The 22496-nt window shown below is 73.1% G+C and carries 19 protein-coding genes; 12 read left to right on the top strand and 7 right to left on the bottom strand.

All coding sequences use genetic code 11. From position 1 onward, the window contains the following. The first annotated feature begins 106 nt into the window (after positions 1-106). Positions 107-2287, top strand: coding sequence for a hypothetical protein (locus ACGFH8_RS32840; protein ID WP_393374992.1), 2181 nt, complete (start codon positions 107-109; stop codon positions 2285-2287). 80 nt (positions 2288-2367) lie between these two features. On the opposite strand, the gene ACGFH8_RS32845 is transcribed toward ACGFH8_RS32840, so the two are convergent. Then, a complete protein-coding gene (locus ACGFH8_RS32845; protein ID WP_393374995.1) occupies positions 2368-4269 on the bottom strand; it encodes a hypothetical protein in 1902 nt (633 codons plus the stop codon). A gap of 115 nt (positions 4270-4384) precedes the next feature. On the opposite strand from ACGFH8_RS32845, the gene ACGFH8_RS32850 reads away from it, so the two are divergent. The 8 genes from ACGFH8_RS32850 to ACGFH8_RS32885 all read left to right on the top strand — a co-directional run bounded on the left by ACGFH8_RS32850 (position 4385) and on the right by ACGFH8_RS32885 (position 11705). Further along, positions 4385-5662, top strand: coding sequence for a PQQ-binding-like beta-propeller repeat protein (locus tag ACGFH8_RS32850; protein ID WP_393374997.1), 1278 nt, complete (start codon positions 4385-4387; stop codon positions 5660-5662). Beyond that, positions 5659-6954 (top strand): PQQ-binding-like beta-propeller repeat protein, encoded by a 1296-nt coding sequence (locus ACGFH8_RS32855; protein WP_393375000.1) that lies wholly within the window; start codon positions 5659-5661, stop codon positions 6952-6954. Before ACGFH8_RS32850 ends, ACGFH8_RS32855 begins: the two co-directional genes overlap by 4 nt. Beyond that, positions 6951-8234 carry a PQQ-binding-like beta-propeller repeat protein gene (locus tag ACGFH8_RS32860; protein ID WP_393375002.1) on the top strand — a complete coding sequence of 428 codons (1284 nt, stop codon included), beginning with the start codon at positions 6951-6953 and terminating at the stop codon, positions 8232-8234. The genes ACGFH8_RS32855 and ACGFH8_RS32860 overlap by 4 nt, the downstream gene beginning before the upstream one ends. A gap of 85 nt (positions 8235-8319) precedes the next feature. Beyond that, positions 8320-8988 (top strand): response regulator transcription factor, encoded by a 669-nt coding sequence (locus ACGFH8_RS32865; RefSeq protein ID WP_393375004.1) that lies wholly within the window; start codon positions 8320-8322, stop codon positions 8986-8988. After that, positions 8985-10160, top strand: coding sequence for a sensor histidine kinase (locus ACGFH8_RS32870; protein ID WP_393375007.1), 1176 nt, complete (start codon positions 8985-8987; stop codon positions 10158-10160). The genes ACGFH8_RS32865 and ACGFH8_RS32870 overlap by 4 nt, the downstream gene beginning before the upstream one ends. A gap of 161 nt (positions 10161-10321) precedes the next feature. After that, the gene (locus ACGFH8_RS32875) at positions 10322-10729 is read left to right on the top strand and encodes a VOC family protein (protein WP_393375010.1); all 408 of its coding nucleotides are present in this window, start codon (positions 10322-10324) and stop codon (positions 10727-10729) included. Further along, the gene (locus ACGFH8_RS32880) at positions 10726-11139 is read left to right on the top strand and encodes a VOC family protein (protein ID WP_393375012.1); all 414 of its coding nucleotides are present in this window, start codon (positions 10726-10728) and stop codon (positions 11137-11139) included. The genes ACGFH8_RS32875 and ACGFH8_RS32880 overlap by 4 nt, the downstream gene beginning before the upstream one ends. Before the next feature lie 56 nt (positions 11140-11195). Beyond that, positions 11196-11705: a levansucrase gene (locus ACGFH8_RS32885; RefSeq protein ID WP_393375015.1), complete on the top strand. Its 510-nt coding sequence runs from the start codon at positions 11196-11198 to the stop codon at positions 11703-11705. Positions 11706-11774: 69 nt separating this feature from the next. Here ACGFH8_RS32885 and ACGFH8_RS32890 read toward each other — a convergent pair whose 3' ends face one another. From ACGFH8_RS32890 to ACGFH8_RS32910, 5 genes are all read right to left on the bottom strand, one after another. Beyond that, complete coding sequence (locus ACGFH8_RS32890) at positions 11775-12569, bottom strand: hypothetical protein (protein ID WP_393375016.1); 795 nt, start codon at positions 12567-12569, stop codon at positions 11775-11777. 168 nt (positions 12570-12737) lie between these two features. Next, a complete protein-coding gene (locus ACGFH8_RS32895) occupies positions 12738-14798 on the bottom strand; it encodes a 3-hydroxyacyl-CoA dehydrogenase NAD-binding domain-containing protein (protein ID WP_393375019.1) in 2061 nt (686 codons plus the stop codon). Beyond that, entirely contained in the window at positions 14795-16018 is a 1224-nt protein-coding gene (locus ACGFH8_RS32900) for a thiolase family protein (protein WP_393375022.1), read from the bottom strand. The genes ACGFH8_RS32895 and ACGFH8_RS32900 overlap by 4 nt, the downstream gene beginning before the upstream one ends. A 282-nt stretch (positions 16019-16300) precedes the next feature. Beyond that, on the bottom strand, positions 16301-17620 hold the full coding sequence (locus ACGFH8_RS32905) for a ribonuclease D (protein ID WP_393375024.1): 1320 nt from the start codon (positions 17618-17620) through the stop codon (positions 16301-16303). A 239-nt stretch (positions 17621-17859) separates the two neighbouring features. Further along, positions 17860-18432, bottom strand: coding sequence for a DUF3000 domain-containing protein (locus tag ACGFH8_RS32910; protein WP_393375027.1), 573 nt, complete (start codon positions 18430-18432; stop codon positions 17860-17862). Between the two features lie 137 nt (positions 18433-18569). Here ACGFH8_RS32910 and hemE point away from each other — a divergent pair, with 137 nt between their 5' ends. Genes hemE through hemQ form a run of 3 tightly spaced genes read left to right on the top strand, consistent with a single transcriptional unit; the run spans position 18570 to position 21781 of the window. After that, entirely contained in the window at positions 18570-19667 is a 1098-nt protein-coding gene (hemE, locus tag ACGFH8_RS32915; RefSeq protein ID WP_393375029.1) for a uroporphyrinogen decarboxylase, read from the top strand. Positions 19668-19673: 6 nt separating this feature from the next. Next, on the top strand, positions 19674-21083 hold the full coding sequence (gene hemG / locus ACGFH8_RS32920; RefSeq protein ID WP_393375032.1) for a protoporphyrinogen oxidase: 1410 nt from the start codon (positions 19674-19676) through the stop codon (positions 21081-21083). Next, positions 21080-21781 (top strand): hydrogen peroxide-dependent heme synthase, encoded by a 702-nt coding sequence (gene hemQ, locus ACGFH8_RS32925; protein ID WP_357247692.1) that lies wholly within the window; start codon positions 21080-21082, stop codon positions 21779-21781. Before hemG ends, hemQ begins: the two co-directional genes overlap by 4 nt. On the opposite strand, the gene ACGFH8_RS32930 is transcribed toward hemQ, so the two are convergent. Then, complete coding sequence (locus ACGFH8_RS32930; protein ID WP_393375035.1) at positions 21765-22268, bottom strand: GNAT family N-acetyltransferase; 504 nt, start codon at positions 22266-22268, stop codon at positions 21765-21767. The two genes, hemQ and ACGFH8_RS32930, sit on opposite strands and share 17 nt — an antisense overlap. Between the last annotated feature and the right edge of the window lie 228 nt (positions 22269-22496).

Raw genomic sequence — 22496 nt, forward strand, 5'->3', positions numbered from 1 at the left:
ACGAGATGTCCGGTGCCGGACCTCAGGTGGTCGTCGCCGGACCGACCACAGTGGACGACACCGGGGCTTTAGTGCGTTTTGGTTGCTCCGGTAGACTCCGCCGACTGTGACGCCTGCCGAGTCCCGCGCCCTGCCCGCGCCGCACCCGGAGTCGGCAGCCGGCTCCGACGAGATGGTGAGCTATCGCACTCCGGCCGGCCTCTTCGTCGGCCCCGCCGCCCTGACCAGCACCTCCACCGCACCGGCCGAGACCCCGCGCACGACCGACCCCACGCTCGCCGCCCCCGTCGAGGCCACCGCGCCCGCTCCGGCTGAGGCGGCAGGGCCGGCCCCGGCTGAGGCGGCAGGGCCGGCCCCGGCTGAGGCGGCAGGGCCGGCCCCGGCTGAGGCGGCAGGGTCGGCTCCGGCTGAGGCGGCTCCGGCTGAGGCGGCTCCGGCTCCCGTTGACACGACTGTGCCGGCCGAGAGCGTCGCGCCGGCTTCGGCCGACGTGGCGGACGAGTCCGGGGAGGGCGCGGCGGCCGTACCGTCGCGGGCGTGGTGGCGTCGGTGGACGCGGCGGCGGCAGCACCTGGCGGTGGGCGGGTTGTTCCTGCTCGCCGCGCTCTGGGTGACCATCCGGATCTGGCTCGACCCCTCCGGCCGGGTGGCCTCGCTCTACACCGGTGACCCGGCCCAGGTGCAGTTCTTCCTGGCCCACTCGGTGCGCGTGGTGCTGCACGGCGAGTACCCGTTCTACACCGAGCAGTTCAACTACCCCGACGGTGTCAACCTGATGGCCAACACGGCCGTGCTGGCGTTGGGCATCCCGATGGTCCCGGTGACGCTGCTGTTCGGGCCGGCGGTCTCCTTCGTGCTGCTGGTGACGCTCGGCCTCGCCGGCACCGCCATGGCCTGGTACCTCATGCTCTCCCGCCACCTGGTGCGCACCCCGCTCGCGGCGGCGGCCGGCGGCTGGTTCTGCGGGTTCTCGCCCGCGATGCTCTCGCACGCCAGTTGGCACCCGAACATCATCAGCCAGTTCCTGCTGCCGTTCATCGTCTGGCGGGTGCTGGTGCTCACCCGGTCTACCCGGCCGGTCCGCGACGGCGCGCTGCTCGCCCTGCTGGTCACCGCGCAGGCGTTCATCAACGAGGAGATTCTGCTCTTCACGGCGCTGGCGTGCGGCGTCTTCCTGCTGGCGGTGCTCGTGCAGGAGCCCGCCCGCTGGCGGGCCGCGTGGCGGCCGCTGGGCGCCGGTGTGGTGACCTGCGCGCTGCTGGCCGGGGCGCTGCTGGCGTACCCCCTGTACGTGCAGTTCGCCGGGCCGATGGCCTACCACGGGCTCAGCGACGCGGTGAAGGACTACGGCAACGACATCGCCGCCTTCTTCGCCCCGGGCTCGCCCACCCTCGGCGGCAACCAGCGCGCCAACATCAATCTCGCGCCGAACTACTCCGAGGAGAACGCCTTCTTCGGCTGGAGCCTGTCGCTGATCGCCATCGGCATCGTGGTCTGGCTGCGCCGGGAGCTGATCGTCCGGGCGCTCGCGGCGACGGGCCTGCTCTTCGCCGTGCTCTCGCTCGGCGAGCGGGTCTCGTGGTGGGATCGGGACGTGGTCACCGGGCCGTGGCAGATGCTCGTCCACCTGCCGCTGCTGGACGCGGTGGTGCCGACCCGGTTCGGTCTGATCACCAGCGTGGTGGTCGGTCTGCTGCTCGCGCTCGCCGTCGAACGGGCCTGGGCGTTGCGTCCTGCCGAGCGGCGTACCGTGCGGACGCTCACCGCGGCGGGCCTGGCGTTCGCCCTGCTGCCGATCGCCCCGATGCCGCTGCGGATGGTCTCCCGGCCGCCGGTGCCGCATTTCATCACCGCCGACCGTTGGCGGGCGTACGTCGGGCCGGACCAGACGCTGGTGCCGATCCCGGTGCCCAGCATGGGCAACACGCACGGCATGCGCTGGGCTGCGGCCACGAACCTCGACTTCAAGATCCCCGGCGGTTACTTCCTCGCCCCCCGCAACGGCAACACCGGTGACGCCGGCCGGTTCGGCGGCCGACCCAGCGGGGTGGGCCAGATGCTGGAGGAGGTGGCGACGACCGGCCGGATGCCGAAGCTGGACGACCGGCAGCGCCGTCGGTTCGCCGACGAGCTGCGGCACTGGCGGGCGGCGATCCTGGTGCTGCCGTTGCGGCAGCAGAACGCCGAGCCGCTGCGACGGACGGTCGAGGAGCTGGTCGGTCCGGGCCGTCAGGAGCTGGACGTCTGGGTGTGGGACGTGCGGGCGCTCACCGACCGTTCGGTCTGACGGCCACCGGGGACGACTCGGAGATCAGGTCGCCCCCGGTGGTGGCCAGCACGCCCCGCCGTGGGGACCTGCTCGACCGATCAACCCACCAGGGCGCGGACGTCCCAGACCCACACGTCGTCGACCCGCTGCGGCGGCCCGATCAGGCCGGTGACCAGCTCGCGCAGCACCGTCTCGCGCGGGTGCGCCCCGAGCACCACCACCGACGCCCGCCAGAACCGCAGGTCCTCGACGGCCTGGCGGCGGTTCTCGTCGGTGAGCGCCGGGACCGCGTTCTTGTCCATGGTCGAGTAGATGAGGCTGCTGGTGGGCCGGTTCGGCGCGCCGAAGACCCCCTCACCCAGCTCGTTCGGGCCGATGAAGTAGCCGCCCGGGACGGGGAACTCCTGCCCGGTCAGCGCACTCCAGCGCAGGGTCGGCAGGCCGTGCACGTTGCTCGGGATCGGCACCGGCACCAGGGTCCGGCCCGCCGGCACGTACGGTCGCCAACCGCCCGCGGTGATGAAGTGCGGCGGTGGGTCGATCTGCTGGGCGGGCAGCGGGCGGGGGAAGAGCGGCAGCACGGCGAGGGTGACCGCCGCGTACCCCACCGGGCGCAGCCACCGACGGCGCGGCGCGACCGGCGCCGGTGCGCCCGGGTCGTCGGACGTCGCCGGGGTCTGCTCGTCGACGCGCTGGGCCGGCACCCGCGCGGGCTCGGCCACCGCGCGCCCCTGGCGGTGCGCGGCGTCCCAGGTCAACGCGAGGAGTACGCCCACCGCGGCGGCGACCACCAGCGTCAGCCGGGTCGGCATCATCATCTCGACGAGCGGCAGGTCGTCCGGCACGTACGACCACGGGCCGCGCACCGTGGTCTCGACACCGTCGAAGCGCACCACCGGCCCGATCGCGGCCACGGTGAACACCACGATCAGCACCGCGACGATCCGGGTGACGAGCGACCGGCGCACGAGCAGCACCAGCGACACGATCGAGAGCAGCACCAACGGCCAGCCGAACCAGGTGTTCTGCTCGGTCAACCCGATCGTCGTCTCCACCGCCGGGTCACCGGCCCAGGTGTCCCGGGCGAAGGTGACGAAGGCCATCAGGTCCTCGCCCCAGTTGTGGAAGACCCCGCCCTGTAGGCCCCGGTAGGACTGCGGGCCGTTGAACTGGTACCAGATCGGGTACGCCGCGAGCACAAGCGTCACCCCGCCGGCGACGCCCAGCCCGGCCAGGAACGTGCGAGCCGCGGCCCAGGCGGCCCGCGGTCGCTGCGCGGCGTACGCCAGCACGACGACCAGGCAGGCCAGCGCCGTGAGCAGCAGCATCTCCTCGTTGATGAAGATCTGGTACGTCACCAGCGCGCCGAGCACCAGCCCGTTGCGCCGCCACCGGCCCGCCTCACCGAGGCGCAGCACCCGCACCACGATCAGCGGCAGCAGGAAGTTGGACACGAAGTTGGGCTGACCGTTGGCGTGGTGGATGATCCCCGGCGCGAAGCCGAGGAACGCGCCGCCGACGAAGGCCGCCGCGCGGGAGCGCACCAGGTGGCGGGAGAGCATCCAGTACCCGGTGCCGGCGGTGGCCGCCAGCGCCGCACCCAGATAGAGCGCGTACATCACCTGGGGGCCGAGCAGCATGGTCAGCGGGGCCAGCGGCAGGGTCACCCCGAGCAGCGAGGTGTTGGCGATCATGTTCACCCCGTCCGGGGCGTTCTGCCGGGCCGTGAAGAGCGGGTTCTCCAGGTGCCGCACCGAGTAGGCGCCGTGTGCGAACAACCACTCGAACCAGCTGTGGTCGGTGGGCAGGTGCGAGGACACCCGGCCGGTCACGTCACCCCAGTAGTTGAGGCAGACGAAGATGCCGAGCAGCACATAGGCTCCGAGGGCCAACAGGTCGGCTCGGGCCGGGCGGCGTCGAGGCCGCCGTGTCGGCTCGACCTCGGCCGGGTCGGCGTCGGTAACGGGATTCAGCGAAGGGTCTACCACCGGCACAGCCACGACGCGCCATCGTACAGGCGCGGGTCCGTCGCTTTTGCCGGGCCGGTGCGCTCACGGTCGGTTTGCCGGACATCACCGCGCCGGCCCACAGGACGCGGTCACGGAAGGACGGTCGGTGTCGATCATCGAGTTGGGCGAGGTCCGGGACGAGCCCGCGTCGGCGCCTCCGGTCCGTGCCCCGCGCGCCGCCGGTCGGCCGATGCGCGGCGCCGCCGTGCTGCTGCTCACCCTGGTGCTGCTGGCCGGCGCGACACCGCTGCCGCGACGGACGGTGAGCATGGTGCCGGCGTCGGCGGCCTCCAGTGCCTTCCTCGCCGAGGACGGCGTCTTCGTCTTCGACCCGCCGGCACCCGACAAGGACCGCTACCTGACCGCGTACGCCCACCCGGCACCCAACGGCGCCGGTATGCGGCGGCGGTGGCAGGCACCGCTGCCCCACCCCGACGGCTACCTCGGCGTCCGGGTCGAGCAGGGGCTGGTGCTGGCCGTGGGTGCCGAACCCGGGAACGGGGTGCTCGAGACCACCGCCTTCGACGCCGAGACGGGCCAGCAGCGATGGCGGCATCCGGGGACACCGGTGCCGATCGCCGGCGGGGGGCTGCTGTTGACCGACGTCCCCCAGAGCGGTGTGGACGGGATGAGCCGCGTCGAGCCCGACACCGGCCGGGTGCTCTGGTCGGTGCCGCTGCTGTCGCCGACCGGTCCCGGCCTGCACCTGACCGACGGTCGGATCGACATGTTCGTGCTGGTGCAGCCGACCGGCGAGGTGCAGGTGCACGACGCCGTCACCGGCCGCCTGCTGCGCAGCCTGGACACGCTGCCCGGCGGCCGGAAGGCGGTGCAGCAGGTGCAGGTCGTCGACGATCTGCTGCTGCTCCTCCCCGCCGAGGACGCCCCGGTGGTGGCCTACGGGCTGACCGACCTGAAGCCGCGGTGGACGGCCATGATGTCCCAGGTGTCCTACGTGGCGAGTTGCGCCGACCTGCTCTGCGTGTCGCACCAGCGCGGCAGCCTCTGGGTCCTCGATCCGGCCACCGGCGCGGTGCGCTGGTCGGACTCGGGCGAGGACCTGCTGATCGACGTGCGCGGCGACCGGCTGCTGATGTCCGGGTCGGGCCAGCGGTTCGCGGTGCGCGACGCGGCGACCGGCCGACGGTGGACCGAGTTGGGCGAGTGGGACCTGGTGCCGGTGCTCCGCCCGACCGATCCGCTGGTCGGGCTGCGGCGCGGCGAAGACGGCCGGATGGTCGTCGCCGAACTGGACCTGGCAGCCGGCCGGGCCAGAGTCCTCGACATGCTTCCGGACGTCGCCGGCAGTTGCCAGGCGTCCCTGCCGCTCCTGCTCTGCCAGCGTCTCGACGGCACGGCCACGCTGTGGCGGTTGGCACGATGACCGGCCCGGTGATCGACCTCGGTGAGCTGCGGCACGGCCCGGATCCGGGGCCGCTGCCCCGCCCACCCCGCGCGGTCGGTCGGCAGTTGCGCTGCGCGCTGGTCCTGCTGCTCGTGCTGGCCACGGTCGTCTCCGCCGCCGTGCCGCCGCCCCGGCCGGCCGCGGTGACGGTGCCGGCGCAGCTCGCCGCCGAGACGCTGTTCACCGCCGACCTGTTCGTGGTTCTCGACCCGGACCCGGAGCAGCCGACGCGGCGGCGGATGAGCGCCTTCCGGCTGCCCGACGGCGGATCGCTCTGGCAGACCGCGGTGCCGGTGCAGGGCCGCAACTGGGAGATCACGGCGGCGGGCGACACCCTGCTGGTCACGGTCCACGAGGTGCTGCCACCCGAGCCGAGCGTCCTGTCCCTGGCGTTCGACCGGGGCACCGGGGCGTACCGCTGGCGGCAGCCGGGCCATCCCACAGTGCTGGCCGACGGCACCGTGTTGCTGCAGTCCGGCGCCGACGACGAGCTGGTCACCCTGCGTGCGGTCGACCCGTGCTGCGGCACCGTGCGCTGGCAGTTGCCCGATGCCGCGACGTACGTCAGCCTCCGGCACGACGCCCGGGGGGTGGACCGGCTGGTGCTCCACCGGGGGAAGGGGGCGACCGAGGTGCGTGACGCGATCACCGGCGCGGCGCTGGCCCGGGCCGACCTGCGCCCACCCGAGGGAGGGTCGTACGAGTCGGTGCAGTTGGTGGACGACCTCCTGCTGGCCAGCCAACGGGTGCCGGCCACGATCACCGCCTACGGGCTGGACCGGCTGGACCGGCGCTGGAGCACCACCATCACCGGTCCGATCGACTTCGTCGACGACTGCGGTCCCGTCGTTTGTGCGCGGCGAAACGGCGCCGAGCTGTGGGGGCTCGATCCCGCGACCGGCCAGGTGCGGTGGAGCAGCGACCGCTGGGGGTGGATGGTCCCGCATGACGGACGGCTGGTGTCCACCGCGGAGAGGCCCGTGGTCGTCCCTCCGCCCCCGCTCGTCGTGCTCGATCCGATGACCGGCCGGGAACTGGCCGAACTGGGCCGGTGGGAGCTGGCCCAGGGCGGTCCCGACGGCCCGCTGGTCGGCGTACGTCCGCACCCGGACGGCGGCATGGTCGTCGCGGAGTTGGACGTCCGCGCCGGGGAGGCGCGGGTGCTGGACGTGCTCCCGGACGTCACCGGGAACTGCCAGGCGATCGTCGGCTTCCTCCTGCCCTGCCAGCTCGTGGACGGCTCGTACCGGCTGTTCCGGGTGCGCCGGTGAGCGGCTCGGTGATCGACCTCGGCGAGCTGCGGCACGGACCGGAGTCGGAGCCGTCGCCCCGCCCACCCCGCGCCAGCGGCCGGCCGTTGCGCTGCGCGCTGGTCCTGCTGCTCGTGCTGGCCACCCTCGCCGCCGCCGGAGCGTTGCCGCCGGGGCGGGCCGTGGTGACGGTGCCCGCCCAGGCCGGCGCGGACGTGCTTGTCGACGACGACCTGGTCCTGGTGATCAACCCGGTCACCACCCAGGCGCCGCAGTGGCGGCTCGCCGCCTTCCGGCTGTCCGACGGCGAGCCGGTCTGGGACGTGCCACTGCCCGGGCAGGCCCGCTACTGGGGAATCCTGCCGAAGAGCGGAATGCTGTTGGTCACCGGTCACGAGATCGGCGCGGACCCTCGGGTCAGCCTCACCGTGGCGCTGGACCGCGCGACCGGGGCGTACCGCTGGCAGCAGCCGGACAGCCCCATCGAGATGGCCGACGGCAACCTGCTGCTGCAGTCCAACGGCGAGGAGGAGCCGGTCCGCCTGCGGTCGGTCGATCCCTGCTGTGGCACGGTGCGCTGGCAGCTGACCGCCCCCACCGTCGGCGTGAACGCGCAGACCATCGGGGAGAAGGCGGAGCGGCTGCTGCTCACCGACGTGAGCGGGCCGGTCGAGGTACGCGACGCGCGGACCGGCGCGGTGCTGGTCCGCGCCGACCTGCGCCCACCCGGCGGCGGGCCACTCACGTACGTGCAGGTGGTGGGCGACCTGGTGCTGAGCGTCGGTGGCGAACCGAAGACCATCACCGCGTACGGGCTGGACCGGCTGGACCGGCGCTGGAGCACCACGGTGGGCGAGGTCGACATCGTCCAGGACTGCGGCAGCGTCCTGTGCCTGCAAACCAGCGCCGGAGGGCTGTGGGCTGTCGATTCCGCGACCGGCGAGGTGCGCTGGCGCAGCGACCGCTGGTCGTGGGCCTGGCCGTCCGGCGGCCGGCTGATGGCCAGCGTGCGCAGCAGCGACCCGGCAAGGCAGTTCTTCGTCATCGACGCGCGGACCGGCCAGGAGCTGGCCGACCTGGGCCGGTGGGAGCTGTACCAGCTCGACACCAACGGCCGTCTGGTCGGCGTCCGCGCGCATCCGGACGGCGGGGTGCTGGTCGGGGAGTTGGACGTCCACGCCGGCCGGACGCGCATCGTGGACGTGCTGCCGAAGGCCACCGGCACGTGCCAGGCGATCACGGGCCACGTGGTGTGCGCCGGCTCCGGCGGCTCGTCCCAGATCTGGCAGGTGCGCGACTGACCACCGGTCGGCCTGGGCGGGCGGCGAGGGAGGATTGTTGCCGGCTGGCACTAGGTTGTCGGTGGTCAGCAGCGAGGAGGCCGGGATGCGGGTACTGGTGGTGGAGGACGAGCGCAACCTCGCCGACGCGATCGCGCGCGGGTTGCGCAAACGGGGGATGGCCGTCGACGTGGCGTACGACGGCGACGCCGGCCACGAGGCGGCGTTCGTCACCCGGTACGACGTGGTGGTGCTGGACCGCGACCTGCCCGGCGTGCACGGTGACCAGATCTGCGCCGACCTGGCCGCCTCCGGCGCGCTGACCCGGGTGCTGATGCTCACCGCCAGCGTCACGGTGGCCGACCGCGTGGAGGGGCTGCAGCTCGGCGCGGACGACTACCTGTCCAAACCGTTCGCCTTCGACGAGTTGGTCGCCCGGGTGCAGGCGCTGGGCCGGCGGGCCACCCCGGCCGCGCCGCCGGTGCTCGAACTGGCCGACCTGGTGCTCGACCCGGCCCGCCGGGTGGCCACCCGCGCCGGGGTGCCGGTCGACCTGACCAACAAGGAGTTCGGGGTGCTCAGCGAGCTGCTCAAGGCGCGTGGGGCGGTGGTCTCCAGCGAGGAACTGCTGGAACGGGTCTGGGACGCCAACACCGACCCGTTCACCACGATCGTCCGCGTCACGGTGATGACGCTGCGCAAGAAGCTCGGTGACCCGCCACTCATCGAGACAGTGGTGGGCGCGGGCTACCGTACGGCCGAGGTGGGCGCGTGAGCCGCAGGGTGCGTCCCACCCTGCGGTTGCGGCTGACGCTGCTCAACGGGGTGCTGCTGGTCGGCGCGGGGGCGATCCTGGTGCTGCTGGCCTGGCTGCTGGTCCGCGACGCGCTGCGCCCCACCGACGAGCTGCTCCCCGGCACGACGGTGCTCCTCTCCGACGGCGGGCGGATGGATGCCGCCGAGTGGCAGCGGCGCCTGGTCGACGCCGCGTCCGGGGAGCTGCTGGCCAAGGGCCTGGTCGCGCTGCTGGCGATAAGCGTGGTCGGGGTCGCCGGCGCGTACGCGGTGGCGGGCCGGGCGCTGCGCCCCCTGCACCAGGTCACCGCCACCGCGCAGCGCCTCGGCGAGGCCACCCTGGATCAGCGGATCGGCTACTCGGGCGCCGACGACGAGGTGGCCGAGCTGGCGAAGACGTTCGACGCCATGCTGGACCGGATCGCGTCCGCGTTCGAGGCGCAGAAACGCTTCGTGGCGAACGCCTCGCACGAGCTGCGTACTCCGCTGGCCGTGATGCGGACCGAGATCGACGTGACGCTCAGCGACGACGACGCGGATGCCGCGGAGTACCGCCGGATGGCGACAGTGGTCCGGGACGCGTCCGAGCGGGCCAACGGCCTGGTGGACGCGCTGCTGGTGCTGGCCCGCAGCGAGGCGCAGGCCGGGCGGCAGCTCGGCCGGCGCACCGAGTGCGACCTCTCGGCGGGCACCGCGAACGCGTTGTCGGCGATGCGCCGCGAGGTGGAGCGGATCGGCCTGCGGGTGCAGACGTCGTTGGAGTCCGCGCCCGTCGTCGGTGACCCGGGGCTGCTGGACCGGTTGGCCGGCAACCTCATCGAGAACGCGGTTCGCTACAACCACCTGCACGGCCGGCTCTGGGTGCGTACCGGCACCGACGGCGAGCGGTCCTGGCTGGTCGTGGGCAACACCGGGTTCGAGGTGGACCAGGCCGACGTGCCGGGGCTGTTCGAGCCGTTCCGGCGCGGTGGCCGGGAACGCACCGGGGCGCGCGGCTCCGGGCTGGGCCTGTCCATCGTCCGCGCGGTCTGCACGGCGCACGGCGGCACGGTACGCGTCATCGCGCAGCCCGGCGGTGGCCTGGAGGTAACTGTCACCCTGCCCTCGGCGGACGCCCCGGCGGTGAACGGCGCGGTGGTCACCCCCGGCTGAACGGGGTTGCGCGCAGGGCACGCCCACTGGGAAGATCACCCGGGTCAGCTCGCGAGCGGAAGGGGGTGCGTCGATGTCCACACGTCAGGGCTCCGCACCCCGGGTTTCTGCCGGCTGACCCCGGGCAGCGGAGCGTCCCATCCCGTTCGGAGGGAACACCCGTGTATCCACGGATCCGCAACATCAGTTTCGACTGCCATGACACGTACGCCCTGGCTGGCTTCTGGGCCGCCGTGCTCGGGTACGCCCGACACTCCGAGGACGCCCCCGGTGACCCGGAGGCGGCCCTGCTGCCGTCGGACGACGCCACCCCGAACCTCTTCTTCCAGGAGGTGCCGGAGGAGAAGGTGACGAAGAACCGGCTCCACATCTGCCTGGAACCTGTCGACCGGACCAGGGACGAGGAGGTGGAACGGGTGCTCGGCCTCGGCGCCACGCTTGTCACCGACCGTCGCAACGCCGACGGGACGGGCTGGGCGGTGCTCGCCGACCCGGAGGGGAACGAGTTCTGCGTGCTCCGCAGCGCCGGGGAACGTCTCGCCATCACCACCGTGGAGGACCAGCTGTGAGTTCGACGATCCACAACATCAGCATCGACTGTCACGACACGTACGCCCTGGCCGGTTTCTGGGCGCAGGTCTTCGACTGCCCCCGGCACCCTGACGACTTCCCCGGCGACCCGGAGGCGATGCTCCTGCCGCCGGGCGGCCCGGAGGTGCTCTTCCTCGCCGTGCCCGAGGGCAAGGCGGTGAAGAACCGACTGCACCTGGACCTGCAACCCGCCGACCGCACCCGGGCCGAGGAGGTCGAGCGGCTGATCGGCATCGGCGCGACGCTTGTCGCCGATCACGTCGGCCCGACAGGTGGCGGTTGGGTGGTGCTCGCCGACCCGGAGGGCAACGAGTTCTGCGTGCTCGGCAACGCCGCCGAGCGGGCCGCGGCAGCGGCGGCGCGGGCCGCGGCGGCAGAGCCGGCCTGACCGCGGCGGTGGTGTCAGATGAGCGGCCACAGCGAGCCAGCGAAGGACGTGGGCAGATGGACAAGGCAGCTACCGAGCCGGTGCGGGCGTACCTCACGGCGACCGGCGAGCGACTTCGGGCCGACGGCTGCGAGGTGCGCACCGAGGACTGGGGCGGCGTACCGGTGCTGATCGGTCACCGGGGTGATTTCCGGATGCGGTGGATGGCGACAAAGCTGCACCTGTTCACGGTCGCCGCGCCGGCGACGGTCGTCACGGCGGACGCCCTGCGGGAGTTCAGCGCCACGGCGATGGACTACGTGTTGGCCCGCAAGGGGCAGCTGCGCGGCTTTCAGAACGGCGTGGCGGTGTTCCCCGCCCTGGTCGGCACCCAGGTCGAGCCGGCGGCCTCGGCGTGGGCGCAGGGGGGCCAGCAGGTGAAGTTCGCCGCGCTGTCCCGGCCGGTGGCGGTGGAGGCCCGCAGCGGCACGGTCAGCGCCTTCCGTGGCAAGCCGGTGCTCGGCTTCATCTACGCGGCTCACCTGCGGAGCAAGCTGAACGCGTACTTCCCGGCGGCCGGAGCCTGAGCGGTCCGGTCGGTACGGCACGGGGCCCCGGCCACCCTGAGGTGGCCGGGGCCCCGGTCGTCGTACGGCTCAGGAGCGCTGCTCGATCTGACCCCGGATGGTGGCGAACTCGGCCTCCACCTGCTTGCCGGTCTTGAAGTAGATCACCACCATGCCCACGCTGCCCCGGTCGGCCCAGACGCAGACGCCGAGCGGCACGCCCTCGGTCTTGCCGTCGCCGCACTTCGCGTCGCCGCCCAGCGGGCCTGCCTCGGCCACCGCCATGTTTGTCACCGCCAGCTCGCTGGAGAGCCCGGTGACGGCCTCGTCCAGCTCCTTCTTCGGGTCGGCCATCACGCCGGACACCGCCGTGACCATGATGAGATCCTGCTTGGCCGGGTCGCCGTAGAACGCCCCGATCGTGCTGGTCTCGTTCTGCACCTCGGCCTTCATCTCGGCGACCATCTGGTCGGCGGCCGACTGGAGCTGCGGGTCGTTGAGCTTCGGCCGGCCGGCGAGGGTCGCCGGCGCGACCACCCGGGTGTTGGCGGCGTCGACGACGTCGCCGACGTCGTCCTTGAGGGTGAACCAGGCGATCGCCACCCCGCCGAGGCAGAGCACGAGCAGCACCGCCAGCACGATCAGCACGATCTTGCCGACGTTCGACTTCTTCGCCGGGGGCGGGCCGGCGGGCAGGTACGGCTGACCCGGCTGCGCGGGCGGGAACCCCTGCTGCTGCGGCGGCGGCCACGCGCCGGGCTGCTGCGGCTGACCCGGGTACTGCGGCTGGCCGGGCTGCTGCGGCTGGCCGGGCTGGCCGGGCTGCTGCGGCGGGTTGGGGGAATCGTGCGGCGGGCCGTACGGGCTGGCCGGCGGCTGAGACATCAGTTAGCTCCAAGTCAGGGGTGCAAAGCGCGTGATCCTAACCCGGTGCGGCTACCGGTGATGCCCCGCGTCGGTCCCCCGCACGGCCGGGGTGATCACAAACGGTCGCGGTGGTCGGCCGTCCACGGGGGACGGTCCGACCACCGCGACGGTGGCGCTGCGATCTCGTCAGGCGGGCAGGCTCGCCGCACCGCGCGGCAGGAACCGCTGACCGGTGACCCGCTCGGAGGTGCCGGTCCGATCCAGGTACGGGGTGATGCCGCCCAGGTGGAACGGCCACCCGGCGCCCAGGATCATGCACAGGTCGATGTCCTGCGCCTCGGCGACCACGCCCTCGTCCAGCATCAGCCGGATCTCCTGCGCGAGCGCGTCGAGCGCGTTCTGGCGTACCTGCTCGGCGGTCAGCGGCCGGTCACCGACGACGAGCAGCTTGGCCACCTCGTCGTTGACCTGGTCGTCGACCACGATGGGCTGACCCGAGTCGGCGATCCGCTTGAGGTTCTCGCTGACGCCGTACCGGTCCGGGAACGCGGCGTGCAGCGTGCCGCCCACGTGGTACGCGACGGCCGGCCCGACCAACTGGAGCAGGGCGAGCGGGCGCATCGGCAGGCCCAGCGGGTCCAGTGCGCTGTTCGCCACGTCCAGCGGCGTGCCGGCGTCCACGGCGGCGAACACGGTGCCCAGGAAACGGGTGAGCAGCCGGTTCACCACGAACGCCGGGGCGTCGGAGACCAGCACGCTCGACTTCTTGAGCTGCTTGCCGACCGCGAACGCGGTGGCCAGGGTGACGTCGTCGGTGCGTTCACCCCGGACGATCTCCAGCAGCGGCAGCACCGCCACCGGGTTGAAGAAGTGGAAACCGACGACCCGCTCCGGGTGCTCCAGCTCGGCGGCCATCTCGGTGATCGACAGTGAGCTGGTGTTGGTGGCGAGCACCGCCTCCGGAGAGACGATCTTCTCCAACTCGGCCCAGACCTGCTTCTTGACGCCCAGGTCCTCGAAGACCGCCTCGATGACGAAGTCGGCGTCGGCGAAGGCGCCCTTGTCGACAGTGCCGCTGACCAGGCCGTACAGCTTGGCGGCGGTGCCCTTGTCCATCCGGCCCTTGATGACGGCCTTCTCGATCTGGGTGTGCACGTAGCCGACGCCCTTGTCCACCCGGGACTGGTCCAGGTCGCTCATCACGACCGGCACCTGGAGGCGGCGGGCGAACAGCAGCGCCAACTGGCTGGCCATCAGGCCGGCGCCGACGATGCCGACCTTTGTGATCGTGCGGGCCAGACCCTTGTCCGGTGCGCCGGCCGGTCGCTTGGCCCGCCGCTGCACCAGGTCGAACGCGTACAGGCCGCTGCGCAGCTCCTCGGAGAAGACCAGGTCCGCGAGGGCCTCGTCCTCGGCGGCGGTGCCGGCGGCGAAGTCGCCGTCCTTGGCCGTCTCCAACAGGTCGAGGGCCTTGTACGCGGCCGGGACCGCGCCGTGCAGCCGCTGGTTCAGCGTCTCCCGGGCGAAGTAGAGCACGCCCGCCCACATGTCCTTGTCGACCTCGGGACGGGTGACTGTCACCCGACCGCGCACCACGTCGGCGGCCCACTCCAGGGAACGCTCCAGGAAGTCGGCCGGCTCCAGCAGGATGTCCGCGATGCCCAGCTCGGCGGCCTGCTTCGGCTTGAGCATCTTGTTCTGCATGAGCGGGTTCTGGATGATCACCTGGGTCGCGGCGGGGATGCCGATCAGGTTCGGCAGCAGTTGGGTGCCGCCCCAGCCGGGCACCAGACCGAGGGAGACCTCGGGCAGCGCCAGGGCCGCCGCGCCACCGGAGAGCGTCCGGTAGTGGCAGTGCAGCGCCAGCTCCAGGCCGCCGCCCATCGCCGCCCCGTTGACGAACGCGAAGGTGGGGACCGTGCTGTCCCTGAGCCGGGCGAAGACCCGGTGACCGAGCCGGCCGATCTCCAGCGCCTGCGCGCGATCGGCGAGCTGCGGCAGGCCGACGATGTCCGCGCCCACGCAGAAGATGTACGGCTTGCCGGTCACCGCGACGAACGCCGGGTCGGCGGCGAGCGCGGCGGTGATCGCCTCGTCCAGGCTGGCCAGTCCACCCGGACCGAAGGTGTTCGGCTTGGTGTGGTCGAGCCCGTTGTCCAGGGTGATCAGGGCGGCCGGGCGGTCCAGCCCCGGTACGTTCACCTGGCGCAGCAGCGCGCGGGTGACGACCTCGTTCGGTGCCTTCACTTGTTGCCACCCTCCCCCTGAGCCGGCTTGCTGGACTCCGTCCAGTGTGGGTTCTCCCAGATGACCGTGCCGCCCATGCCGATGCCGATGCACATGGCCGTGAGGCCGTAGCGGACCTCGGGGTGCTCGGCGAACTGGCGGGCCAGCTGCGTCATCAGCCGCACGCCCGACGAGGCGAGGGGGTGGCCGATGGCGATCGCGCCGCCCCACGGGTTGACCCGCGCGTCGTCGTCGGCGATGCCGAAGTGGTCGAGGAAGGCGAGCACCTGCACGGCGAACGCCTCGTTCAGCTCGAACAGGCCGATGTCGTCGATGCTGAGCCCGGCGAGGCGCAGCGCCTTCTCCGTCGACGGGATCGGACCGACGCCCATCACCTCCGGCTCCACGCCGACGAAACCGAACGACACCAGCCGCATGGCGACCGGCAGGCCCAGCTCGCGGGCGGTGGCCTCGTCGGCGAGCAGGCTCGCGGTGGCGCCGTCGTTCAGGCCGGCCGCGTTGCCCGCGGTGACCTTGCCGTGCGGGCGGAACGGGGTCTTCAGGGTGGCGAGCTTCGCAAGCGAGGTGTCACGTGGAGCCTCGTCCACGGTCGCCAGGCCCCAGCCGCCCTCCGCGTCGCGGATCGACATCGGCACCAGGTCGTCCTGGAGCTTGCCGTTGGCGTACGCCTTCGCGGTCTTCTGCTGCGAGGCGAGCGCGAACGCGTCGGTGCGCGCCTTGGTGATGTGCGGGACCAGGTCGTGCAGGTTCTCCGCGGTGGCGCCCATGACCAGCGCGGACGGGTCGACGAGCTTCTCCGCGATGATGCGCGGGTTGGGGTCGACGCCCTCGCCCATCGGGTGGTGCCCCATGTGCTCGACGCCGCCGGCGATGGCGACGTCGTACGCGCCCATGGCGATGCCGCTGGCCACCGTGGTCACCGCGGTCATGGCGCCCGCGCACATCCGGTCGATGGCGAAGCCGGGGACGGTCTTGGGCAGACCGGCCAGCAGAGCGGCGGTACGGCCGATGGTGAGGCCCTGGTCGCCGATCTGGGTGGTCGCCGCGATGGCGACCTCCTCGACCCGCTCCGGGGGCAGCTGCGGGTTGCGACGCAGCAGCTCACGGATGCAGCGGATCACCAGGTCGTCGGCGCGGGTGTTGGCGTACATGCCACCCGCCTTGCCGAACGGGGTACGGACACCGTCGACAAAGACGACATCCCGAACTTCACGGGGCACTTGAGCCTCCTATTCGACCATGATTCGGCCTTCGTGCGGAACGGCACTCCGGACCGGACAAGGGTCGCCGACACGGGCATGTTCCCCCGAATGCTACTCGCCAGTAACCAACCCGGCCCCCAGGTCCCCCTGTGGCCCACCCCACACCCGCCCCCACTCCGGCCCCCGCGCCCGTCCAGCTCCCAGCGATCATGAGGTTGACGGGGCTGTGGATCTCCTGGAGGCCCGTCAACCTCATGATCACCCGGGTCTGGGGGTGGGTGGATGGGGTGGGGTGGGGGGTTAGGGGGTGGGGGTTAGGGCTTCGGTTAGGTCGGTGGTGAGGAGTCCGATCTGCCACTCGCGGGCGTTCAGGCCGCGCAGGGTCTCCGCGACGGCGTCCTCGGTGAGCTCTTCCGGTGGCGTCCAGGCCAGCCGGCGTACCGAATCCGGGGTGATCAGGTTTTCCGGCGGCAGGTTGTGCTCAGCGGCGATGCGGACCACCACCTCCCGGCACCGGGCCAGTCGGCCAGCCGCCACCGGATCGCGTTCGGCCCACCGGTGCGGCGGGGGCGGGCCCTCCACGGTCGGGGAGACCGGCAACGAGTCGTCCGGCAACTGCCGGGCGTCGTCGAGAGCTGCCAGCCAGGTGCGGGCCAGCCGACGAACCGACCGGCCGCCGAAACCGGGCAGGGTCAGCAGGGTCTTCTCGTCCTTCGGGTCCAACTCGGCGGCGGCGATGATCGCCGAGTCGGGCAACACCCGACCGGGAGCGGCGTCCCGCCGGGAAGCGATCTGGTCCCGGGCGTACCACATCGAGCGGACGCGGGCCTGGGCCCGCGCCCCGCGCAGCCGGTGGATGCCGGAGGTGCGCCGCCAGGGCTCCGCCCGGACCCGCGGCGGGCGCGCCCCGGTGCGGACCAACGCGGCGAACTCCTCCGCGGCCCAGGCCGACTTGCCCTGTCGGGTCAGCTCCGCGTCGAGCGCGTCACGCAGGTCGGTGAGCAACTCCACGTCGAGGGCCGCGTACGTCAGCCACGACTCGGGCAGCGGCCGGCTCGACCAGTCGGCCGCCGAGTGGTGCTTCTCCAGGGTGAACCCCAGCAGCTGCTCGGTCAGCGCGGCCAGCCCGACCCGCTCGAACCCCGCCAGCCGGGCCGCCAACTCGGTGTCGAACAACCGGCGCGGGCGCAGCCCCACCTCGGCCAGGCAGGGCAGATCCTGGCTGGCCGCGTGGAGCACCCACTCGGCATCCCCGATCGCCGCGTCCAGCGAACTGAGGTCCGGCAGTGGCAGCGGGTCGATAAGCGCCGTGCCCGCACCGGCCCGGCGCAGTTGCACCAGGTACGCGCGCTGGCTGTAGCGGTAGCCGGAGGCGCGTTCGGCGTCCAGGGCGACGGGGCCGCTGCCCGCCGCGAAGCGGGCCACGACCTCGGCCAGCGCGGCCGGAGCGGCCACCGGGTCGGGTGTGCCGTCACGCGGGGCGATCAGCGGAACGGGCCCACCGTCGGTCGGGTCCACCCCGTCGCCCGCCGGCTTCGGCTGGGCCGACGGCGGGTGCTGGGGTGCGTTTCCCGGGAGTTCCTCGGCGGGCCGACGGCGCAGGGGTGGTTCGTCGGTCACCTGCCAACCCTAGTGCGCGCGATGATCCGGCGGGTGCAGCCGGTCCGGCGAGTGTCGGTCAGGTGTCCACGAGATGTCTCGGGCTACCCCCCACACCCCGTCGATCATGGACTCGCGGTGCCTCACAAATGCCGTACACGGCAGCATTTCGCCCACCACAACTCCATGATCGACGCAGGAGAGGGCGGGCGCTGGCGCGGGAGAGGGCGGGCGCCGGCACGGCGCGGGCGGGGTGGAGGTCAGGCTGCGCCGGCGGGGCGGCGGTCGGAGAGGGCGGTTACGCCGGGTGGGGGGAGGCCTGCGGTGGAGGCGAGCAGCGCGCACCAGCCGAGCAGGTGTGGGGTCAGGTCGTCGTCGATCGGCGTCCAGGAGGCGCGGATCTCGATGTCGCCGACGGTCGGTGGGCCGGCGAGGTCGCCGAACCGGGTCGACATGGTCTGTGTCACCGTGCCGCCGATCGCCCGGTGGTCGGCATCCTGGGCGTCCAACGCGTCGGTCAGCCACGTCCAGCCGACCCCGGGCAGCAGCGGGTCGGCGGCCAGGTCGACCTCCAACTCGGCGGTCACGTAGGTGACCAACCGCAGGGTGCCCTGCCACGCCTCGTGACCGACCGGGTCGTGCAGCAGGATCAGCCGGCCGGTCGCCACCTCGTCGGCGTCGCGCAGCACGGTCGCGGAGAGCGCGAACGCGTACGGGGCCAACCGCTGGGGGGCGCCGACCTCCTCCAGCGTGATCTCCGGCCGGGGGGTCGCCGATCGCAGCCCGGCGACCGCGCGGGCGAACGTCTCCGGGAGCGCGATCGGGGGGGCCATGTCGGCAGCCTATGCCGCCGCCGGCCCCCGGCTTCGACGGCGCGCCGACACCCGTGCGCCGCCGGGGGGCCTTCCGAAGTCGCTCTTCCTTTCACCCCAGGTGGGGTGGGGGTCGTGGGCGTGGCACGATTGCGGCGATGACCACGGACACCACGGGCACTGTCGCCCGAGACGGAGAACCCCGCCCCGGCGGACCGGCCGACTCGCCCTTCGTCAGGGCCTGCTGGCGACGGTCCGGCCCGCACACCCCGGTCTGGTTCATGCGCCAGGCCGGCCGCTCGCTGCCGGAATACCGGGAGATCCGGGCGACCGTGCCGATGCTGGAGTCCTGCCGTCGCCCCGAGTTGGTCACCGAGGTCACGCTCCAGCCGGTGCGCCGGCACGGCGTGGACGCGGCGATCCTGTTCAGCGACATCGTGGTGCCGGTCGCGGCGGCCGGTGTCGATCTGGACATCGTGCCGGGCACCGGCCCGGTGGTCGCCGAGCCGGTCCGCACCCTCGCCGACGTCGAGCGGATCCGCCCGATCACCCGTGCCGACGTCCCGTACGTGGACGAGGCCGTCCGGCAGTTGGTGGTCGAGCTGGGCGACACTCCGCTCATCGGTTTCGCCGGCGCGCCGTTCACCCTGGCCAGCTACCTGGTCGAGGGCGGGCCGTCGCGGACCCACGCGAAGACCAAGGCCCTGATGTACGGCAATCCGGAGCTGTGGCACGCGCTCTGCGGTCGGCTGTCCGAGGTGACGCTCGCCTTCCTGCGGGTGCAGATCGAGGCGGGCGTGTCCGCCGTGCAGTTGTTCGACTCGTGGGCGGGCGCGCTGTCCGAGGCCGACTACCGCCGGTACGTGCTGCCGCACTCGACCGCCGTGCTGAGCGGGCTGGCCGACGCCGGGGTGCCGCGGATCCACTTCGGGGTGGGCACCGCCGAGCTGCTCGGCGCGATGGGCGAGGCCGGCGCGGACGTGGTCGGCGTCGACTGGCGTACCCCGCTGGACGTGGCCACCCACCGGATCGGCCCGGACAAGGCGGTGCAGGGCAACCTGGACCCGTGCGTGCTGTTCGCGCCGTGGCCGGTGGTGGAGGCCGAGGTGCGCCGGATCCTGGAGCAGGGCCGGGCGGCCCCCGGGCACGTGTTCAACCTCGGCCACGGTGTGCTGCCGGAGACCGACCCGGAGGTGTTGACCCGGGTGGTCGCGCTCGTGCACGAGCTTTCCCACCGCCGGGCCGACCAGGGCTGACCCGTGATGCGGCAACCCTGGCGGGTGGCGGTGGTCGGCGGCGGGATCGCCGGGCTGGCCGCCGCGGTCCGCCTGCGCGACCGCGCACCGGCCGGCACCGAGATCACGGTGTACGAGCAGTCCGGCGCACTGGGCGGCAAGCTGCGTACCGGGGAGCTGGCCGGTCAGCCGGTGGAGTTCGGGGCCGAGTCGTTCCTGATGCGTGACCCGACCGGGGCGGAGTCCGCCGCGGTGGCCCTGATCCGACGGCTCGGGTTGGCCGAGAAGATCGTGCACCCGACGGTGGGGCAGGCCGCGCTCGTCATCGACGGTGGGCTGCGCCCCATCCCGGGCGGCACGCTCGTGGGCGTACCGGGGGATCTGGACCGGGTGACCTCGGTCGCCCGCCCGGCGGCGGACGCCGACACCGACGACGGGCGGCCCCTGGTCGGGCCGGACGCGGACGTCTCGGTGGGCGCGCTGGTCCGGTCCCGCTTCGGCGACGAGGTTGTCGAGCGGCTGGTCGACCCGATGCTGGGTGGCGTGTACGCGGGCCGCGCCGACGATCTCTCCCTGGTCACGACGATGCCGGCGCTGGCCCGTACGGCCCGGGTGGAGCACACCCTCGTCGGCGCGGTCCGGGCCGCGCAGGCCGCCGCGCCGCGTGCCCCCGGCGCTCCGGTCTTCGGCACGCTGGCCGGTGGGTTGCGCACCCTGGTCGAGGCCGCCGTGACGGCCAGCGGCGCGACGGTACGGCGGGACGCCGCCGTCCGCGAGGTGACCCCGACCGGCACCGGCTGGCGGCTCACCGTCGGCCCGACCCGCGACCCGGAGTTGGTGGACGTGGACGCCGTGGTGCTTGCGGTGCCGGCGCGACCGGCGGCCCGACTGCTCGCGGGCCCGGCCCCGGCGGTCGCGAAGGGTGTCGGCGAGCTGGACTACGCGAGCGTCGCGCTTGTCACGCTGGCGCTGCCGCAACCGCGCCTGCCTGAGGTGTCCGGCTTCCTGGTGCCCAGCACCGAGGGCCTGCTGATCAAGGCGGCCACCTTCTTCACCACCAAGTGGGGGCACCTGCGCCGGCCGGACGGCCTGGCGTTGGTGCGCGCGTCGGTGGGCCGCTACGGCGAGGAGGCGCACCTTCAGCGCCCCGACGCGGACCTGGCGACCACCGTGCATCGAGAGCTCTCCGCGGTGCTCGGCACCCCGCTGCCCACCCCGGTCGACGGGCACGTGCAGCGGTGGGGCGGCGCGCTACCGCAGTACGCCCCGGGGCACGCCGACCGGGTCGCCGCCGCGCGCGCGGCGCTGCGGGCCGCGTACCCCACAGTGGCCCTCGCCGGCGCCGGTTACGACGGCGTCGGCATCCCGGTCTGCGTCCGCTCCGGCGAGACGGCGGCCGACGAGATCATCACAGCACTGGGAGGATCGGCGAGATGACCGAGCAGACAAACGCGGCCCGCCTGCGGGAGCTGAACGACAGCATCCGCTACACCATGTGGTCGGTGTTCCGGGCCAGCGCCCCGCTGCCGTCGCTGCGGGACAACGTCACAGGCGAGGTCGTGGCCCTCTTCGACGAGCTGGCCGGCAAGGACGTGGTGGTCCGCGGCGTGTACGACGTCGCCGGTCTGCGCGCCGACGCGGACGTGATGATCTGGTGGCACTCCGCGTCCCCCGACGCGCTCCAGGACGCGTACCTGCGGTTCCGCCGCACCACGCTGGGGCGGTCGCTGACCCCGGTCTGGTCGCAGATGGCGCTGCACCGGCCGGCCGAGTTCAACAAGAGCCACATCCCGGCGTTCCTGGCCGGCGAGGAGGCCCGCCCCTACATCTGCGTCTACCCGTTCGTCCGCTCCTACGAGTGGTACCTGCTGCCCGACGCCGAGCGGCGCGAGATGCTGGCCGAGCACGGCAAGATGGCCCGCGGCTACCCGGACGTCCGCGCCAACACGGTGGCCTCGTTCGCGTTGGGTGACTACGAGTGGATGCTCGCCTTCGAGGCCGACGAACTGCACCGGATCGTCGACCTGATGCGGGACCTGCGCGCCTCCGGCGCCCGCCGGCACGTCCGCGAGGAGGTCCCGTTCTACACCGGCCGCCGCCGCTCGGTCGCCGAGATCGTCAACTGCCTGGTCTAACCGCGCCCTGGAGGGGGCGGAGCATGACCTGTTCGCCGTCGGGCGTCAGGGTGCCCTGCTCGTCGGTCAGCTGGAAGCCGGCGCGGCGGTAGAGGGCCTTCGCCGCCGCGTTGTCCGGCATGACGCTGAGCCGCAGCCGGTCGGCGCCGCGCTGGCGGGCCCAGCACGCCACCTCGTCCACCAGGCGGTCGCCGACACCCCTGCCCCGGGCGTCCGGGTGCACCCACATCGAGATCAGCTCCAGCACCAGCGGGTCCTCGGTGGGTACGCCGCTGGCCATCCCGACCGGGCGCCGGTCCAGGACGGCCACCAGGTCACGTGCGCCGGGAATGCTCAGCCGGTCGCGCCAGCGCTGCTCGCGGTCGCCGTCGCCCTGCCAGTCGGCGAGCCGGGAGCCGAACGCTCCCGGCGCCTCGGTGAGGGCGGCCAGCCGCAGGTCGCGCCAGGTGGGCCAGTCATCGGGGGTGAGCACCCGGATCTCGATCATGTGGGAGATGGTGCCCGGGTTGGCCGCCGGGCACCACCGGATTAGGGCCTGTGTCAAAGCCCCTGGCTCGACCGAGGACTTTGACACAGGCCCTACCCGCCGGCCGGTGCCGCACCCCCCCCCCGGGGCGGCCCCCGCCGGAGGGGAAACCGGCGACGGGGAGGGGAACACCCGCACCCGGGTGGTGGCGGTACACCAGCCGAGGAACCCCAACGGGGTGCTCGCGCC

The sequence above is a fragment of the Micromonospora sp. NPDC049175 genome (genome assembly GCF_043197345.1).
Classification (GTDB): Bacteria; Actinomycetota; Actinomycetes; order Mycobacteriales; family Micromonosporaceae; genus Micromonospora.

Bases quoted from the DNA above. Each gene is read 5' to 3' on its own strand.
- ACGFH8_RS32910 (WP_393375027.1), bottom strand. From the start codon at position 18,432: ATGGCCCCCCCGATCGCGCTCCCGGAGACGTTCGCCCGCGCGGTCGCC.
- ACGFH8_RS32865 (WP_393375004.1), top strand. From the start codon at position 8,320: ATGCGGGTACTGGTGGTGGAGGACGAGCGCAACCTCGCCGACGCGATC.
- ACGFH8_RS32930 (WP_393375035.1), bottom strand. From the start codon at position 22,268: ATGATCGAGATCCGGGTGCTCACCCCCGATGACTGGCCCACCTGGCGC.
- hemE (WP_393375029.1), top strand. From the start codon at position 18,570: ATGACCACGGACACCACGGGCACTGTCGCCCGAGACGGAGAACCCCGC.
- hemQ (WP_357247692.1), top strand. From the start codon at position 21,080: ATGACCGAGCAGACAAACGCGGCCCGCCTGCGGGAGCTGAACGACAGC.
- hemG (WP_393375032.1), top strand. From the start codon at position 19,674: ATGCGGCAACCCTGGCGGGTGGCGGTGGTCGGCGGCGGGATCGCCGGG.
- ACGFH8_RS32855 (WP_393375000.1), top strand. From the start codon at position 5,659: ATGACCGGCCCGGTGATCGACCTCGGTGAGCTGCGGCACGGCCCGGAT.
- ACGFH8_RS32890 (WP_393375016.1), bottom strand. From the start codon at position 12,569: ATGTCTCAGCCGCCGGCCAGCCCGTACGGCCCGCCGCACGATTCCCCC.
- ACGFH8_RS32885 (WP_393375015.1), top strand. From the start codon at position 11,196: ATGGACAAGGCAGCTACCGAGCCGGTGCGGGCGTACCTCACGGCGACC.